Origin of the sequence: Mycobacterium sp. NPDC050853 (assembly GCF_040653875.1) — a bacterium.
Classification (GTDB): domain Bacteria; phylum Actinomycetota; class Actinomycetes; order Mycobacteriales; family Mycobacteriaceae; genus Mycobacterium.
Window position 1 is genome coordinate 172,228 of sequence record NZ_JBFAGW010000009.1, and the last position, 16,000, is coordinate 188,227.

General features: G+C 62.7%; 14 protein-coding genes. 1 reads left to right on the top strand and 13 read right to left on the bottom strand.

Going from position 1 to position 16,000, the window contains the following annotated elements:
• Nucleotides 1-35 precede the first annotated feature (35 nt).
• The 3 genes from secA2 to AB0H22_RS23230 all read right to left on the bottom strand — a co-directional run bounded on the left by secA2 (nucleotide 36) and on the right by AB0H22_RS23230 (nucleotide 4,318).
• Entirely contained in the window at nucleotides 36-2,354 is a 2,319-nt protein-coding gene (gene secA2, locus AB0H22_RS23220; protein ID WP_180750114.1) for an accessory Sec system translocase SecA2, read from the bottom strand.
• A gap of 169 nt (nucleotides 2,355-2,523) precedes the next feature.
• Nucleotides 2,524-3,795 (bottom strand): acyl-CoA dehydrogenase family protein, encoded by a 1,272-nt coding sequence (locus AB0H22_RS23225; RefSeq protein WP_180750113.1) that lies wholly within the window; start codon nucleotides 3,793-3,795, stop codon nucleotides 2,524-2,526.
• Between the two features lie 46 nt (nucleotides 3,796-3,841).
• On the bottom strand, nucleotides 3,842-4,318 hold the full coding sequence (locus AB0H22_RS23230) for an SRPBCC family protein (protein WP_180750112.1): 477 nt from the start codon (nucleotides 4,316-4,318) through the stop codon (nucleotides 3,842-3,844).
• 247 nt (nucleotides 4,319-4,565) lie between these two features.
• Here AB0H22_RS23230 and AB0H22_RS23235 point away from each other — a divergent pair, with 247 nt between their 5' ends.
• Nucleotides 4,566-6,092 (top strand): AarF/UbiB family protein, encoded by a 1,527-nt coding sequence (locus AB0H22_RS23235; RefSeq protein WP_180750111.1) that lies wholly within the window; start codon nucleotides 4,566-4,568, stop codon nucleotides 6,090-6,092.
• Nucleotides 6,093-6,127: 35 nt separating this feature from the next.
• Here AB0H22_RS23235 and AB0H22_RS23240 read toward each other — a convergent pair whose 3' ends face one another.
• From AB0H22_RS23240 to AB0H22_RS23285, 10 genes are all read right to left on the bottom strand, one after another.
• Nucleotides 6,128-6,757 (bottom strand): TetR/AcrR family transcriptional regulator, encoded by a 630-nt coding sequence (locus AB0H22_RS23240; protein WP_180750367.1) that lies wholly within the window; start codon nucleotides 6,755-6,757, stop codon nucleotides 6,128-6,130.
• A gap of 83 nt (nucleotides 6,758-6,840) precedes the next feature.
• A complete protein-coding gene (locus tag AB0H22_RS23245) occupies nucleotides 6,841-8,208 on the bottom strand; it encodes an AarF/UbiB family protein (RefSeq protein ID WP_358149365.1) in 1,368 nt (455 codons plus the stop codon).
• Between the two features lie 113 nt (nucleotides 8,209-8,321).
• Nucleotides 8,322-8,720 (bottom strand): hypothetical protein, encoded by a 399-nt coding sequence (locus tag AB0H22_RS23250; protein WP_180750109.1) that lies wholly within the window; start codon nucleotides 8,718-8,720, stop codon nucleotides 8,322-8,324.
• Nucleotides 8,721-8,833: 113 nt separating this feature from the next.
• Nucleotides 8,834-10,297, bottom strand: a complete 1,464-nt coding sequence (locus AB0H22_RS23255) for an FAD-binding protein (protein WP_358149369.1) — start codon at nucleotides 10,295-10,297, stop codon at nucleotides 8,834-8,836.
• Nucleotides 10,294-10,809, bottom strand: coding sequence for a VOC family protein (locus tag AB0H22_RS23260; RefSeq protein ID WP_358149371.1), 516 nt, complete (start codon nucleotides 10,807-10,809; stop codon nucleotides 10,294-10,296). The genes AB0H22_RS23255 and AB0H22_RS23260 overlap by 4 nt, the downstream gene beginning before the upstream one ends.
• A 36-nt stretch (nucleotides 10,810-10,845) precedes the next feature.
• Complete coding sequence (locus AB0H22_RS23265; protein ID WP_358149373.1) at nucleotides 10,846-11,481, bottom strand: SRPBCC family protein; 636 nt, start codon at nucleotides 11,479-11,481, stop codon at nucleotides 10,846-10,848.
• On the bottom strand, nucleotides 11,478-11,834 hold the full coding sequence (locus AB0H22_RS23270) for a metalloregulator ArsR/SmtB family transcription factor (RefSeq protein ID WP_180750105.1): 357 nt from the start codon (nucleotides 11,832-11,834) through the stop codon (nucleotides 11,478-11,480). The genes AB0H22_RS23265 and AB0H22_RS23270 overlap by 4 nt, the downstream gene beginning before the upstream one ends.
• 46 nt (nucleotides 11,835-11,880) lie before the next feature.
• Entirely contained in the window at nucleotides 11,881-12,681 is an 801-nt protein-coding gene (locus AB0H22_RS23275) for an APH(3'') family aminoglycoside O-phosphotransferase (protein ID WP_358149405.1), read from the bottom strand.
• Nucleotides 12,666-13,235, bottom strand: a complete 570-nt coding sequence (locus AB0H22_RS23280) for a hypothetical protein (protein ID WP_180750104.1) — start codon at nucleotides 13,233-13,235, stop codon at nucleotides 12,666-12,668. Before AB0H22_RS23280 ends, AB0H22_RS23275 begins: the two co-directional genes overlap by 16 nt.
• A gap of 247 nt (nucleotides 13,236-13,482) precedes the next feature.
• Nucleotides 13,483-15,657, bottom strand: coding sequence for a glutamine synthetase III (locus AB0H22_RS23285; protein WP_180750103.1), 2,175 nt, complete (start codon nucleotides 15,655-15,657; stop codon nucleotides 13,483-13,485).
• Nucleotides 15,658-16,000: the final 343 nt, after the last annotated feature.

Consider the following 16,000-nt stretch of genomic DNA (forward strand, 5'->3'; position numbering starts at 1 on the left):
CGCAGTGATACCGCGCGCAAACAGACAGCCCGTTATCAGCTGAAGACGCCCGGCAGGTTCAGGATCGAGAGACTGTCGTTCTTGCGCGGGTCGTCGTGGATCATGTACGTCCACGTCGACGTCGGCCGCGCGAGCTTCGACAGATCCAATCCCTGTTCCTCGTCAACCAGATTCGCGGTGTCGAAGGTCTGCTGTGCCGCTTCCACGGCGTCCGCCGCCAGCGATGCGAAGGCGTCGACGGCCAACCGGTGGAACTCATCGATCGGGTTCTGCCGTCCGAGCGCCCGCAGATGGATGCTTTCGCGCACATCGGAGAGGTACGCCAGGTGGTCCGCCCACCCGCGGTCGAGGTGGTACAGCATGATCTGCCGCGAGATGCGTTCCAGCCGCTCGTCGGAAAGTTCCTCAGCCAGCTCGTCGTAGCGTTCCGACGAACGCTCCTGTAGCTCCTTGCGTGCGGTGTCGGTGCGCAGCAGGGTCTCGCGACGGTCGGCGATGATGGCCCGCTGCTGGGCGATCAGCTGGTTGTATCGCCAGGTGTTGGCGTGCAGGTCGAGCATTGCGCCCTCGGCGACGCGCTGCGCGTGGTCGATGAGGCTGCCGGCCTTGGTGCTGACGATCTGGCCGTCATCATCGGTTTCGGTGGGGAGTTTGGCCGAATCCAGGTGTGCCACAACGACCTCGTCCTCCCAGCTGGAGAAGAAGACCGACGATCCGGGGTCGCCCTGACGTCCCGCACGTCCGCGTAGCTGGTTGTCGAGCCGTTCGGTGCGGTGCCGGCCTGTGCCGACGACGTGCAGCCCACCGACCTCCACGACCGCGTCGTAGTCGGACTCGTCGGAGCCGCCCAGGCGGATATCGGTACCACGGCCCGCCATCTGTGTGGAGACCGTGACGACATTGAGCGCGCCGGCCTCGGCGATGACGCGGGCCTCCTCGGCATCGTTCTTGGCGTTTAGCACGACTGCGGGAACGCCCGAGCGCACCAAACGATGATGCAGCGCCTCGGATTCGGCGACATCGTGGGTGCCGACGAGTACTGGCTGGCCGGTGGCGTGGATCTCGGCGATATGCGCGACGATGGCGTCGTTCTTGCTCGCCTCGGTGATGTACACGCGGTCGGGCTGGTCCTCGCGGATGTTTGGCGTATTGGGCGGGATCGGTGAGACGCCCAGCTTGTAGAACTGCCGAAGCTGTTCGCCGGCCGCGAGCGCCGTACCGGTCATACCGGAGACGCGCGGGTACCTGTTGACGAGCGCCTGCACGGTGATGGTGTCGAGAACCTCACCGGTGTCGGTGGTTTCGATGCCCTCCTTGGCTTCGACCGCTGCCTGCAGGCCGTCGGGCCAGCGTTGCAGGGTGGCGATGCGGCCACGTGAGGCGTTGACCAGATGCACGGCCCCGTCGCGCACGATGTAGTGCACATCGCGCTCCAGGAGCACATGCGCGTGTAGGGCCACGTTGACCTCGGTGAGGGTGGTCCCGACGTGATGCTCGGAGTACAGGTCGATGTTCCCGAGCCGCTTTTCGAGCTTCCGTGCACCAATGTCGGTCAGGAAGATATTGCGTCGATCGTTATCGGCCTCATAGTCCTCGCCTGCGGTCAGGTCGCGAATCGCCTCGATAACCTCGAAGCTCGGGGCCTCCCGGTGGCTCGTGCCTGCCAGCACCAGGGGCACCAATGCCTCGTCGACCAAAACCGAGTCGGCCTCATCGACGACCGCGACATCGGGGCTCGGTGACACCAGGTCGTCGACGTCGATGGCCAGCTGGTCGCGGAGCACGTCGAAACCGATCTCGTTGACTGAGCCATAGGTGACGTCGGCGGCATAGGCCTCACGACGTTCGTCGGCGGTGGATTCCTCGGTGATCCACCCAACCGTCAACCCGAGCCGTTCCAGGAACGGTCCCATCCATTCGGCGTCACGGCGGGCTAGGTAGTCGTTGACGGAGATGACGTGCACGCTGCGCCCGCCCAACGCGTATCCCGCGGCGGTGATCGCACCGGTAAGCGTCTTGCCCTCGCCGGTGGCCATTTCGATGACGTCGCCGTCGAGCATGCGCAACGCGCCCAGCAGCTGTACGTCGAACGGCCGCTGTTCGATGGTTCGGTCGGCGGCCTCGCGCACGATCGCGAGGAACTGGCCGATGTCCTTGGACTCGACGCCGTCAGTCAGGTCGAGTTTTTTAGCCGCCTTGGTGAGCTGCTCGTCGGTGAGGTCCTTGGCCTTCTCGTCGTACTTCTTCGAGGCGTCCACGAGGGCCAGTGACTGGCTCTGGTCTTTATCGGTGGTCGCACCGAGCAGCTTCCAGAACTTCTCGGTGAACCGTGAGGCGGTGTTCGACTTGCGCACATGGACACGGTACGCGGTGTGGTGGCAGGGCCCGGCGCAGCCGCGTGCCGACTCTGCCAGAAGTTGCGGCCACGTCTTCGCCGAGTGCTCGTCCACGCAGAAAATCTCGCTCGAATCTCTGTTTGAACGCACACTCGGCGAAGTAGCCAGGGGCCTGGGCCCCTGGGCCCTATCCGGAGAGCAGGCCCTTGGCGATATGGGTGATCTGCACCTCGTTGCTGCCGGCGTAGATCATGAGCGACTTGGCGTCACGCGCCAGCTGCTCGACCCGGTACTCGGTCATGTAGCCGTTGCCGCCGAAGAGCTGTACGGCGTCCATCGCGACGTCAGTGGCAGCCTCCGAGCAGTAGAGCTTGATGGCCGATGCTTCCGAAAGCGAGGGTGTCTTTCCCTCAGACATGCTCTCGATGGCGTGGAACATCATGTTCCGTACGTTAATCCGGGCCACTTCCATCTTGGCGAGCTTGAGCTGGATGAGCTGGAACTGGGCGATCTCCTTGCCCCACAGGGTGCGTGTCTTCGCGTAATCCAGTGAGAGCCGCAGGCACTCTTCGATGACGCCGAGCGCCAGTGCGGCCACGCCGATGCGCTCCATCGAGAAGTTCGCGCGTGCACTGTCTCGGCCGTCGCCCTGGTCGCTGGTCTCGGTTTCGCCGAGAAGACGGTCCTTGCCGAGCCGGACATTCTCAAAGAACAACTGGCCGGTGCGCGAGCTGTGAATGCCCATCTTGCGGAACGGCTTTGACTGCGCGAAGCCCTCCATGCCCTTATCCAGTACGAAGGTCAGCACCTTGCGGTCCCTCTTGTCGACCGAAGGGTCCTTTTCATCCAATTTGGCGTAGACGACGATCACATCGGCATCGGGCCCATTGGTGATGAAGGTCTTCTGTCCGTTGAGGATGTAGTCCTCACCATCGCGCGTGACATAGGTCTTCATACCGCCGAACGCATCAGAGCCCGAATCGGGTTCGGTGATGGCCCACGCCCCCACCTTCTCGTAGGTGACGAGCTCGGGCAGCCAGCGCTCCATTTGGGCTGCGGTGCCGCGGGAGGCGATGGTCGGCACGGTGAGGCCCATGCTGACACCCATCCCCGTGACCAAACCCATACAGACGCGGGAGATTTCACTGGTCAGTACGAATCCCATACTGGCCGACCCCCCCGCCATGCCCATGGCGCCCCCGTCATCGGACTTCTTGGATTCCTCGAGGGGTTGCCCGGCCGCTAGTGCGGCCTCGCGAGCCTTCTTCTTCTCGATCTGCTTCTGCAAGCCCTCTTTGGCGAGAGCGTCGATACCGAAGGTGGCGAACATTTTCCGGATGACGGGGTACGGCTCCATCTCGCCGGACTCGAGCGCGTCGACGTGAGGCCTGACCTCCTTGTCGATGAACTGGCGAACGGCGTCGCGTACCGCAAGGTCAATGGGTGACCAGTCGAGCATGAGTCCTGCTTTCTCCGTTGAAAGTGGTTGAGGTCAACGAGTCCGGTTAGCCGAGCTCCTTGGCCAGAAATTCCTTGAGGCGGGTGACGGAGTTCTCGAGTTCCTCCTGGACGGCCTTGTCGATGGCCGTACCGATGGCTCCGGTGAGCATCTGCCCGCTGAAGGACGAGTCGACGTTCACTCTGGTGTTGTCGCCGTCGATCTCTTCGACGCTGGACTTGATGATGGCCTCGACTCCAGCCATGCCGGTGCCGCCCAGCTTGAAGGAGCCCTTCTTGGCCGACAGCACCTCGTCGGCGGGGGTGAACTCCTGCACGGTCCACTCGACCGTGTTGGCCATGCCCATCAGGGTGACGATTTCGGAGAACTTGGTGCCGACCTTGATGTCCTCGATCGCGGGGACATCGCCCTTGAATCCGGTGTGGATGGTCATCCACTCGTCGTACTTGTTGAGGTCCGGCAACACCGACCAGAGCTTGTCGATGCTGTACGGGAGGTCGATGCTGGAGTGCAGCTCGGACATGGGCGAAGACTCCTTTGTCAATGGTCTGGCGTGGATTGATACCAACGGTTCCGAACGTAACATACATACCCTCGTGTATGTAAGATGCAATTACCGCAGATCCCGACCGGAGTTACGACTAAATGCAGGTGTATAGCGGTTAGATACCGACAGGCCTGTGGGTGGTTGCCTCGGAATCGACAGCTACTTGACGGTAACCCAGCGCAGGTTACATACATCTGTGCTCGTATGTATTACAGTGGCGCTCATGAGCACCCCCGAGGGCGCGGGCAATGACGCGGCGCTGCTCGCTTCCGGATTGCCCGAGAACGGGAAACAACGACCCACCTCGGAATCTACCGCGGAATCACCCGTGGCGGCGGCGGATTCGCGACCTGTACGTGGGTCGATCGATATCGAGATCACCCGCCCGAAGGTCAAGCTGAATCCACCGCCGCTGCGGGTTGAGGCCCGGCGTTTTGGCCTCACGGTTACCCGGCTGATTGGGTCGGGAGCACGCCTGCTGGCGAGGCCTCGACGTGGAAGGTCGCTGGAGGTGCGCGCGGCGCACGAGCTGCGCCGGACGTTCGCACTCATGGGGCCGACGTACGTGAAGTTGGGGCAGCTCATCGCTTCCTCCCCCGGTGTCTTCCCCGAAACGCTGTCCAATGAGTTCCGCACGCTGCTCGACAGGGTGCCCCCTGCGTCGTCACAGCTGATTCACCAGAGCGTGCGGGAGCAGTTAGGTGCTCATCCCGCAGCGATATTCGCGACATTCGACGACAAACCGTTCGCCTCGGCGTCCATCGCTCAGGTGCACCACGCGACACTCAAGACGGGTGAGCGGGTGGTGGTGAAGATCCAGCGGCCGAAGATCCGCACCAGGTTGGCCGCCGATGTCCGCATCATCGGTCGTCTCGCGCGTGTGATCGTCAAGACCGATCTGGGCCGGGCAACCAATGCCACGGAGATCGTGGAGGACTTCGAGCAGAACCTCAATGAGGAGCTAGATTTCGCGGCCGAGGGTCACGCCATGGAACAGTGGATGGCAAGCCTGGCCGACACCGAGTACGGCGACAAGGTGCGAGTCCCCAAGGTCTTCTGGGAGTACACCACCGAACGCGTACTCACCATGGAATACGTCGAAGGCATACGGATCGACAATGTCGCGGAGCTGGCGAAGGCCGGCTTCGATGGTGTCGCGCTGGTGAAGGCAATCGTGTACTCGCTGTTCGAGACGGGCTTTCACAAGGGCCTTTTCCACGGGGACCTCCATGCGGGGAACCTGCTGGTCGACTCTGACGGCCGGATCGTCTTCCTGGACTTTGGAATCGTCGGCCGGATCGACGAGCGCAGCCGGAGGATCTTCACCGAGATCATGGTCGATCTGTTTGTGAAGAACGATCATGCGGCGGTGAGTCGGGGCATCTACAAGCTTGGTGCCATTGGCGACCGGGGTAAATCCGTCGACCCCAATACTGCTGCCAAGACGATCTCCGATTTCACCAATCCCCTGCAGCAGTCAAAACTTTCGGCCATCGAGTACGGCCAGCTTGGCAAGCAGCTGGCGACGATGGCCAAGCAGTACGACGTTCGGTTGCCCCGCGAGCTGGTGTTGATCTCCAAGCAGCTGCTGTATGTCGAGCGCTACATGAAGCTGCTGGCGCCCGACTGGGCACTGCTGTCGGACCCGTCGTTCATCGGCTTCTTCGGCAACATGGTGATCGCGGCAGAGGAAGCTCGGGCCGCGGAAGCCGCCAGTGCGGCAGGTGAGTCCGCTCCGAAGGCGAACTAGGGTCGGCCGGGCGGGAGCGGAGCGACTTTGGGGATCTAGTCGGACAGGGTCAGCTTTCCGGTGTCCATCGTGCGCAACGCGGAGTCGAGCGGCGCACCGACCGTCGGTGACTCGACGATGGTCAACAGCATCGCCTTGGCGCGCGCCCAGCGTTGATCGCGGACCTCCTGCGGTGCGGTCATGCTGTTCACCAGTATTCCGCGAACAGCATCCATTGCGGTGAGGGTGACATTGCGGATCACGCGAACTTCCTCATCGGTCTGGCCCACCGACTGGCCCAGTGTCGAGAACTGCTGCATGACGATGAATTCGAATTGATCCATCTGCGCTGATAGTTCGGTGTCGGTGCGCGCGGCTATCCACAGCTCCATGGTGGCGATGAACATCGACCCCTGGTGCATCCGCCAGAGGGCGTCCAGGCAGCGGCTGACGAAGTCGGCGTCGCTTTCGCGGTCCAGGGCGATCAGCTCGGAGAGTATCTCCTGCCCCTGTTTGAACGCCAAGTGCCGCACCGATTCTCCGAGCAGCTCGGATTTCGATTGGAAATGGTGCACCAGCGCACCGCGCGTGACGCCGGCGCGTTGTGCCACCCGCGTGGTTGTCGTACCCGCGTATCCGTACTTGACCAGGCAGTCCACCGTGGCGTCCAGTAGCCGTCCACGCATCGCGGCGCTGCGCTCCTCCTGGGTTCGCCGTTCTCCGCGATGATTGCGGGTAGTCGACTGTGCTGGACTACCAACGGTCCGTGTCATTCTCCGAGCCCGTCCTTGCTGTCGTTGATTTCTTCGCGGGCTTGCTGGTACTCCGATATCAAGGTGCCGAAGTAGGTGAGAATCTCCGGGTCCCCCACCGGCTGCCAGTCGGGCGCAAGTAGTTTGGTGTACCGCTCGACGTAGAGCAGCTGCTTGCCCACCAGGATGAACTCCTTGGGGAGGATGGCGTCGTGTTCGCGCCCCAATGCGGTGAGCTGCCGACCGATCGTGCCGTAAGAGATCTTGCCCAATGAGGTGCCCATGGGGCGAGTCACCTTTCGGAGCGACTCGGCAACCTTGGCGGGGTCGGCGCCGGGGTCGATGGCACCCAGTCTGATCAGCGTTCGCGCGGCCGACTCATCATCGGGTTCGATGATGAGGGCGCCGATCAGCTCGCGCAGTGTCTTGCGGGTCCGCTCATCGAGTCGGCCGACAATTCCGAAGTCCAGGAAGACAATTCGCCCTTCCGGGTCCACCATCAGGTTTCCGGCGTGGAGATCGCCATGGAAGGTGCCCGCGGCGAATGCCGAGTCGAAGAGGGTGAGCATCAGAGTCTTGACTACCGCGGGACCGTCGAATCCCGCCGCGCGGATCTCGTCCGCGCGGTCGATCCTGATGCCTTCCACGTATTCCATGGTGAGCACCTTGTCGGTGGACAGATCCGAATAAACTTGGGGTACGCGCACTTTCGGCGCGTACTTGGAGTCTGCCAGGCCCGCCGTCCAATCGCTCATGGCTTGGGCTTCCAAGGTGAAGTCGAGTTCCTCGGCGAGGTTGGCCTCGAAATCTTCCATCACCTCGTAGATGTTGGACATCCGACCCATTTCGGTGAGTTCGAGACCGCGGGCGATTTGTTTGAGGATCTGCAGATCGGCCGCGAGCCGGGTGCGGATCGCGGGGCGCTGGATCTTGACGACAACCGAGGTGCCGTCCTGCAGCGTTGCCTTGTGTACCTGGGCGATTGAGGCCGATGCGAACGGGACCGCGTCGAACGAGGCAAATACATCCTCGGGTGGTGCGCCGAGCTCGTCGGTGAGCATCGAACGGATGGTCTGCGGGTTCGCGGCGGGCACCTGATCGAGCAACGACCGGAACTCGGCGGAGAGGTCCTCGGGGAACATGCCCGGGGAGGACGCGATGAGCTGCCCGAACTTGACGTAGGCGGGTCCGAGCTCGGCGAATGACCGGCGCATCTCCCTGGCGACCACTTGGCGCAGGTCGCGCTCGCTGGGGCGTTGACTCAGGATCCGGGTACCGGCCTTGAGGAGTTGACCTGCGGTCGCGGCGAGCCGATCGAACTGGATCTCGGCGGAAACCGGATCGAGTTTGCGGGGCCGCCGGGGCTGATCGGAACCGTCGCTCACGGCGACTCCCTTCGTCGTACCTGGCCATCCAAGTCGTTTAACATTACCGACAAACTTGTATGTATGTTAATCGAACGCCGACTGCGGCGGGCGATGACCAGCGAGGGAGCGTCTTATTTATGTAAGGCGCGTTCGACCTGGGCGATCCGGTCGTCGGCGAAGTCCAGCACGATCTTCGTCGGGTACAGCGCGACCTTGAGGACCCGAATCAGGGGGTCCACGACGCCGATGAGCGTTTCGAGGCTCGTCATCGTTCTGGCCAGCGTCGTAGTGGTTTCGGCCAGGTTGTTCAACGTGAGGTTTAGCGAATCCAGGGAGTCATCGAGGCGCTCCAGGCTCGAATCGAGGTGATCGAGCATGCCGCCGACCCGATCGGTGAGATCGTGCACCTGGACGGCCATCGACTCGATGCTTCCGACGGTGCCGTCGATGTTCAGCGCGACGTTGGCCAGCTTGCGGATCTTGCCGGTCGGCGCGGACCGATGCCCGTTGCTGGTATAGACCTCCGCCATTGGAGTCACCTTTCCGTTGCTGACAGCCTAGGCGACGGGTTTGTGGGGGTCGATGAGCTATTCCGCCACGTGGTCATTTGATGCTCTTTTGTGACGTAGCACACAGGTCCTGCTCAATGCGCCGATGCATGCTGTGAGGCGTGCGATCCGGCCCGTCGGCCGAAGAACGAGGCTTCGCCGAGCCGGGTTCCACTGCTGTAGCCCTTGCCGTCCTGAGCAATGTTTGACGCGCTGGCGCCCGCCGCATAGAGGCCGGATATCGCTTGCCCGGATTCGGTAAGCACACATCCGTCGGAGTCAGTGCGGAGCCCGCCGAGTGTGAACCCCGCGTAGATCGCCTTACCAAGGGTGAGGTCGAATGCGCCCCACGGCCCGGTTCCCTGCGGTGCAAGGTATTTCGGGTACTTGTGAAAGTCGGGGTCCTCTCCCCTGGCGGCGTGCTCGTTGTATCGCTGCAGCGTCTTCTCCAGATTGCCGGGCGGGATGCCCAGGGCTTTCTCCATTTCAGCCACGGTCTCCCAGCCGTCGATGAATGGTGTCAACGGCAGCGTCGGGCGATCCATATGTTCGGAATCGACGATCAGATAGGCGGCACTCTCGGGCTGGTCCATCACGAACCCGGAGGTTCGCGAGTGGTAGGAGTCCTCGGCGACGAACCGTTCACCGTTCTTGTTGACGATGATTCCGGTGAGCAGGCCCGAGGGCGGGTACACCGGTGCGGTCACGAAGATCTGATTCATGTTGCGGGTGTCCGCACCCGCGGACACCCCGAGCCTGATGCCGAGTCCGTCGTCATAGGTGCTCCCCAGCACGAAGGGCTTCTCGGCGAGCTTGGGGGTGTATTCGGCCACCATGGCGGGGTTCATCACGAATCCACCCGCCGCGATGATCACCGACTTGGCCCGTATCGCACCGGTTTCGGAGAAGCGCTTCCACGTGGCACCGACGACTGCGCCCTGCTCGTCGAGGATGAGCGCGGTGGCGCCGGTCTCGTAGCGGATGGGAACGCCGAGCTCGCCGGCACGCTGGGCGAGTAGTTCCACCACCATGCCTGCGCCGCCGGTATCTCCGGGCCTGGGGACCTTGTGACCGCGGGGTGCCGGGACTGCTTCATCGCGGTACGGCCAGACCAGCTCGTTACCCGTGAACATCAGCCCTTCGGTATTGGGCTGGATGACGGCCTTCTCCGGGTAGAAGCTGCGCTCGAACTGAAATCCCAGTGCCTCAAGCCAATTGAAATGCTCGACGCTCCCGTCGCAGTACAGCCGGATCTTCTCTGGATCGGGGTCGGGCGATACCGCTATGAGGTACTTGTACATCTCGTCGGCGCTGTCTGCGTGCCCGGTGGCCTCCTGCACCGCAGTGCCGCCGCCGAGGTAGAAGTGCCCGCCGGCCATCGCGGTGGTACCGCCCGCGGCGGCGGCACGTTCGAGCGCGAGCACCTGCGCACCGGATTCGGCAGCCGAGACGGCGGCGCACCCGCCTCCCATGCCGAAGCCGATGACGAGCACGTCTACGTCATCCGACCACTCGGTGATGTCTTGGACCGCCACGGTTTCCGGTATCGCTGTCGTCATGCCTGCTCACTCTTGATGTAGTCGTAGAACGCCCGTATCTCGGGCGGGACGAAGGCCAGTTCCATATACGGCAAGGCGGCCGTGGGCGCCGACAGGTAGGCAAAGCGCATGCCACCGGGCATCACACCGTCCTGAATCACCTCCATGCCGTGTGCCTTGGCATGGTCGAGCGCGGCGTCAAGGTCGGGTGGTTCCACGCACACGTGGTGCAAGCCTGCGGGATTGCGATCCAAGTACTCGGTGTAAATGCTCGTCCCGCTGACCGGGAGGATCAGTTCGAGCTGCATGTCGTCGAGATAGCTCAGCGCGATGGTCGCGGTGAAATCAGCAGGTGTGCCACGGTAGGTGCAACTGTCCGGGCCGAAGTGCACATCTGGTATTCGCGTCCATTTCTTGACCCCGAATACGGTGCTAAGCATGCCTTCGGTGGCATCGAGATCGTCAGTAACCCAAGCAATTTGGGTAACGGGTCCAAATCCAGGTACATCCGGCGACACTGCCGATGTGGTCATGGGCCGATAGTAGCGTCCGCTGTGGCGTGCGCCACGTCAGCCCGCGGTATAGGCCTCCGTGGTGCGATCGGCCATGCGGCGGGCTTGCGCTGGATCCATACCCGAGGCGATCGCGGCCTCGTACCACCGCTCGCTGGAGCCCGCCATGAAGGCGCGCCCCTCATCGCTGGCCGCCCACGCCATACCCTCCTCGGGGGTAATGCGGTCTTCGGGCGACGCGAGATATCCGGCCAGCCCGAGAAGTCCGGAATCCCAACCGACTCCGACGGCACCCGGCCCGAACTGCAGCCAGTGTTCGTCGTCATCGCTGATATCGGATATGTGTTCGAGGGTGAAAGTGGCCCGGTCGCCGGATTCCGGTGCGATCGTCACCTCGATCCAGCTCATGCCGCCGCATTCCCATGTCGCCGTGAACGAATGAGGTGCATCGCAGGTCAGTACTGTGCCAGAAGCGTTACCTTCCAACGAATAATGTCCACCCATGCGCAAGTCTCCCGCGATCGGCAGGAACCAGCGCGGGATGCGCTCGAGGCTGGTACAGGCATCCCAGAGGTCCTCTGCGTCGGTGTCATAGGTCTGACTGACCGTCACGACGCGTGCCGCGCGGGCCTCGAATGTCTTGGTGCCCAGGGTGCGGCGGACGGAGTTGAGCTGGTGCTGAACATCGATCATGTGGCGTTCTCCTTCTGGGTGTCAGTGGTCCGGCGTTGCCGCTTGCCACGGGCGATCTCGGTGGCCAATGCGTCCAAGTGTGGTGTCCAGTTGCTACGGAAGGTGTCGAGCCAGCGGTCCACCTCGCGCAGCGGAGCGGTATCAACGCTGTACAAGCGGCGGGTCCCCTCGGCACGTACGAGGGCAAAGCCGTTGTTGCGCAATACCTTGAGATGCTGCGACACGGCCGGTTGGCTGATCAAGAACTCTGATCGGATCACGTCGGTGATGGCGCCGGAGGACATCTCCCCCTTGTGGATCAGTTCCAGAATGCGCCGGCGCACCGGGTCTCCGAGTATGTCGAAGGCATGCACGTTCGCATATTAAAAGGAATGACTTATATAAATCAAGAGCGAAATACTAACCCCAGGTCAGCGGGTCGAGCTGCAGGTAAAAGCCCAGACGCTCGGGATCGGCCCGTGTTCCATAGACCTGCTCGAATCGCGCATGAGCGTTGGCGGCGCGGGTGTCTTCGGGCCAGGTTTCTCGGGAGTTGGCGAACAAGAGCGCGAGATCGGCGTGCCGGTCGGCGAGCCCGAGCCTGCCGAGGTCGATGAAACCGGCTACCGAGAAGTCCTTCGGCGAGATGACGATGTTCGGCAGGCACAGATCCCCGTGACACACCACCAGATCGGATTGTTCCTGGCCGAGGCGTTCGGGCAGAGTGCTTTCCACCCGCACCAGGAGGTCACGCGCCGGAACCGAACGATCCGCGTCCGGCAGGAAATCCGGGTTGACGGCTTCACGAGCCACCACGGCGCGCGCCGTGGCCATCATCGCGCCCAGAGTTCGCGTGAAAGGGCAGCCGGACGTCGGCAGCGCATGCAGCCGCCGCACCGCGTCCGCGATAGCGGGCCAGGCTTTGTCGAGATCGTCCGCATCGAGCTGGTCGGCGGAGATGCCCTGAACGGCCGAGGTCACCAATACCGGACCGTTCGGCCCCGTTGACCAGTCGAGCACCGTGGGGCTCGGGATGTGTTGAGCGCTTAACCATTCGATCCGGTCGCGCTCCGCCTGAAGGTCCGTCTCAAGATCCGCCAGAAGGTTGACGCTTCCCGTTTTCGCATAACGAGCGCCGTCGGGTGACCGGTAGACCACGGCGCCGGACTCCCCCGTCGTGACGGAGTACCAGGCCGAGAGGTCGATCAAACGCCCGTCCAGGCCGAATCGAGTCGGTGTGCGACGTCAATTGTGCGCGCCGCCATGGCCTTGGGGTTGTCAACCTCGTTGGCGACGTACTTGGCGATGAACCGGCTGATCAGCTGGTCAACCCCCGCCAAGATGCGCAGCAGCTCCCCACGGATGGTGGTCGAGGACACATCGACCGTGATATCCGAGGGTCCGGGCGGCGCGACGTCGATGATCAGCTGCAGCGGCGCGGCGGCGCGGGCGGTGGCCTTCAAGTTGATATTGCCCGCGACCTTGAAACGGCTCTTGTCGAGCTTCAGGTCGATCAGCAAATCGATGGCCAGCGGCACCTGGATATCGAAGGTGATGATGTCGCCCGCGTTCCGGGTGACGATCGGGTCCTGGATCTGGACTTTTGCGGTCACCTTCGCGATCTTTCCCGGCCCTTGAGCCATGGGGCCGACCTCGAACGGTTCGCCGGCGATCGACGCGACCGCGGCCCTCACCCGGGCTTCGCTGACGGCTATCTCGAAGAACGCCCGACCGAACTCCTCGTAAGAGAGGTACTGATGGCTATCCGTGCCCATGATGAGAACTACGTTCTCATGGACCGGCGCCGAAGTGTTAACTGCCGGCGCCTCCGTGTGTCGAGAATCGTGTGCCTTGAGCTGCGGCAACCGCCGTCGCTTCCACAGCAAATAGGTGACAGTGGTTACAGGGCCTAATCAGGTATTCATGCTTTGCGCCGTGGCCATGCTCAAGCAGTAGATCGTGTCGAGCCAGAAATCTCCGACAAGCTCGCGGAACACCTTCCTTCGACCGAGACTCCACCCGCTACAGGATGTAGAGCAGTTCCTGGTAGGTCGGCAGCGGCCACAGATCGTCGGCCACTATTCCCTCAAGCACATCAGCAGCCGCGCGCACCGCATCCATTCCGGGCAGCAGGCTCTTCGCATGCTCTGCCTCCTCCAGCGCGCTGGTCGCGGAATCACTCTCGATTCCCTTCCGTAGATCGGCAAGCGCGTTGACCAGATCGGAGATCGGAGCTGACACGTCCTCCAGCAATGTGGTGCTGGGTTCCATCCCGGCGGCCTTCAGCGCAGCGACATTCTGTGCGAGCTCGGTCTGATAGCGCAGTGCCGCGGGCAGCACCACGGTCGAACCCAGCTCCAAGGACAGCTTCGCCTCGACATGAATGGTCAGCGCGTACTGCTCAAGACTGATCTCGTATCGGCTGTGCATCTCGCGATCGTTGAAGACCTTGTACTTATCGAACAGCTCAAGTGCATCCGGCTTGATCAGCTCAGGCAGCGCGTCCAATGTGGTCTTCAGATTCGGCAGACCACGAACGGCAGCCTCGCTCTGCCACTCGTCCGAATACCCGTCTCCGTTGAACACCACCGCACCGTGTTCGGTGATGATGTCGGTGAGGAGCTGCTGAACGGCCTTGTCGAAGTCGGTGCCGTCGGCGACCTCCTTCTCCAGGATGGTCGCAATGTAGTCCAGCGAATCGGCCATGATGGTGTTGATCGTGACCATCGGTGCCGCCACGGTCTGCATCGAGCCTGGTGCGCGGAATTCGAAGCGGTTGCCGGTGAAGGCGAACGGGCTGGTGCGGTTGCGGTCGCCCGGATCGGTAGGCAGGACCGGCAGCGTGTCGACGCCGATGATCATGCTGCCCTTGCCCTTTGATGATGTCGCCGCGCCCTTAGCGATCTGCTCGAACACGTCGGCCAGCTGGTCCCCGAGGAAGATCGAGATAATGGCCGGCGGGGCCTCGTTCGCGCCGAGGCGGTGATCGTTGGTGGCTGAGGCCACTGAGACCCGAAGCAGCCCGCCGAACTTGTGCACGGCGCGGATCACCGCGGCGCAGAAGACCAGGAACTGGGCGTTCTCGTGCGGGGTATCCCCCGGCACCAACAGACTGCCGAACTGCGAGTTGCCCAGCGAGAAGTTGACGTGCTTGCCCGAACCGTTGACACCGGCGAAGGGTTTCTCGTGGAACAGGCACTCCATGCCGTGCTTCTTGGCGATCGTCTTGAACGTCGTCATGAGCAGCTGTTGGTGGTCGGAGGCGATGTTGGCGCGCTCGAACATCGGAGCGATCTCGAACTGGCCGGGGGCGACCTCGTTGTGTCGGGTCTTGGCCGGGATACCGAGCTTGAACAGCTCACGTTCGGTATCCATCATAAAACCGAGAACGCGCTCGGGCACCGCACCGAAATAGTGGTCGTCGAACTCCTGGCCCTTCGGGGGCTTTGCGCCGAACAGCGTGCGACCGGCGTTGATCAGGTCGGGGCGGGCCAGGAAGAAGTGGCGATCCACCAGGAAGTACTCCTGCTCAGGACCGCAGAACGACACGATGTGGTCGAAATTGCTGTGGCCGAACAGTTTCAGGATGCGCTCGGCGTGCTCGCCCATCGCCTGCTGGCTGCGCAGCAGCGGGGTCTTGTGGTCCAGCGCCTCACCGGTCATCGACACGAACACGGTTGGGATACACAGCGTGTTGCCATTGGGATTTTCGAGGATGTAGGCGGGGCTGGTGACGTCCCAGCCGGTGTAGCCGCGAGCCTCGAAGGTATTGCGCAAGCCGCCGCTGGGAAAACTGGAGGCATCCGGTTCGCCCTGGATTAGAGTCTTGCCCGCGAACTCAGCCAGCGTCGCACCGTCGCTGACCGGCTCGAGGAAGCTGTCATGCTTCTCGGCGGTCAGACCGGTAAGCGGGTAGAAGACGTGGGCGTAGTGCGTTGCGCCCTTCTCAAGTGCCCAGTCCTTCATCGCTGAGGCGACGGCGTCAGCCACGGCCGGGTCCAGCTTGGCGCCCTTTTCGATAGTGGCGGTTACGGATTTGAAGACAGACTTGGGGAGGCGCTGTTGCATGACAGCCTTGCTGAAGACGTTCGCGCCGAACACTTCACCCGGCTCTTCGCCGACCACAAAGCTGATCGCTGGAGGCACATAGGCCTCGACATTGTTGATTGCCTGCAGACGGACAGCATTTCCGCTCAATTGAGTTCCTATCGCTATGAGGGGCCCGCAGCCGATTCGTGGCCGACGAACGTGGCTACGTTAGAGACGACCGATATCCGGCATGTTTCCCGCACATCAACAGCAGAATGCCGAGCAGCGGAACGCCACCGGCGTGCTGTTCCAATTTCGGCTCACGCTGATTGCTTCACGGAGATGCAACACGCCCGCGCCGTGTTCGACACATCTGCTGCGCATTGTTCTGGCCGCGGCTCTTACGCCGTACGCCCCTGAGATCAGTCGAGAGGAATGCCGCTAGTGGATGGTTTCCCAGTAATGGGTGTCCCGAATACCGGGGACACCGCGTGGATGTTGGCCAGCGCTG

Excerpts from the sequence above, each read along its gene's own strand:
- AB0H22_RS23230 (WP_180750112.1), bottom strand. The coding sequence starts at position 4,318 with ATGTCCGAGCTGCACTCCAGCATCGACCTCCCGTACAGCATCGACAAG.
- AB0H22_RS23235 (WP_180750111.1), top strand. The coding sequence starts at position 4,566 with ATGAGCACCCCCGAGGGCGCGGGCAATGACGCGGCGCTGCTCGCTTCC.
- AB0H22_RS23250 (WP_180750109.1), bottom strand. The coding sequence starts at position 8,720 with ATGGCGGAGGTCTATACCAGCAACGGGCATCGGTCCGCGCCGACCGGC.
- AB0H22_RS23260 (WP_358149371.1), bottom strand. The coding sequence starts at position 10,809 with ATGACCACATCGGCAGTGTCGCCGGATGTACCTGGATTTGGACCCGTT.
- AB0H22_RS23240 (WP_180750367.1), bottom strand. The coding sequence starts at position 6,757 with ATGCGTGGACGGCTACTGGACGCCACGGTGGACTGCCTGGTCAAGTAC.
- AB0H22_RS23265 (WP_358149373.1), bottom strand. The coding sequence starts at position 11,481 with ATGATCGATGTTCAGCACCAGCTCAACTCCGTCCGCCGCACCCTGGGC.
- AB0H22_RS23280 (WP_180750104.1), bottom strand. The coding sequence starts at position 13,235 with ATGGGCACGGATAGCCATCAGTACCTCTCTTACGAGGAGTTCGGTCGG.
- AB0H22_RS23255 (WP_358149369.1), bottom strand. The coding sequence starts at position 10,297 with ATGACGACAGCGATACCGGAAACCGTGGCGGTCCAAGACATCACCGAG.
- AB0H22_RS23225 (WP_180750113.1), bottom strand. The coding sequence starts at position 3,795 with ATGCTCGACTGGTCACCCATTGACCTTGCGGTACGCGACGCCGTTCGC.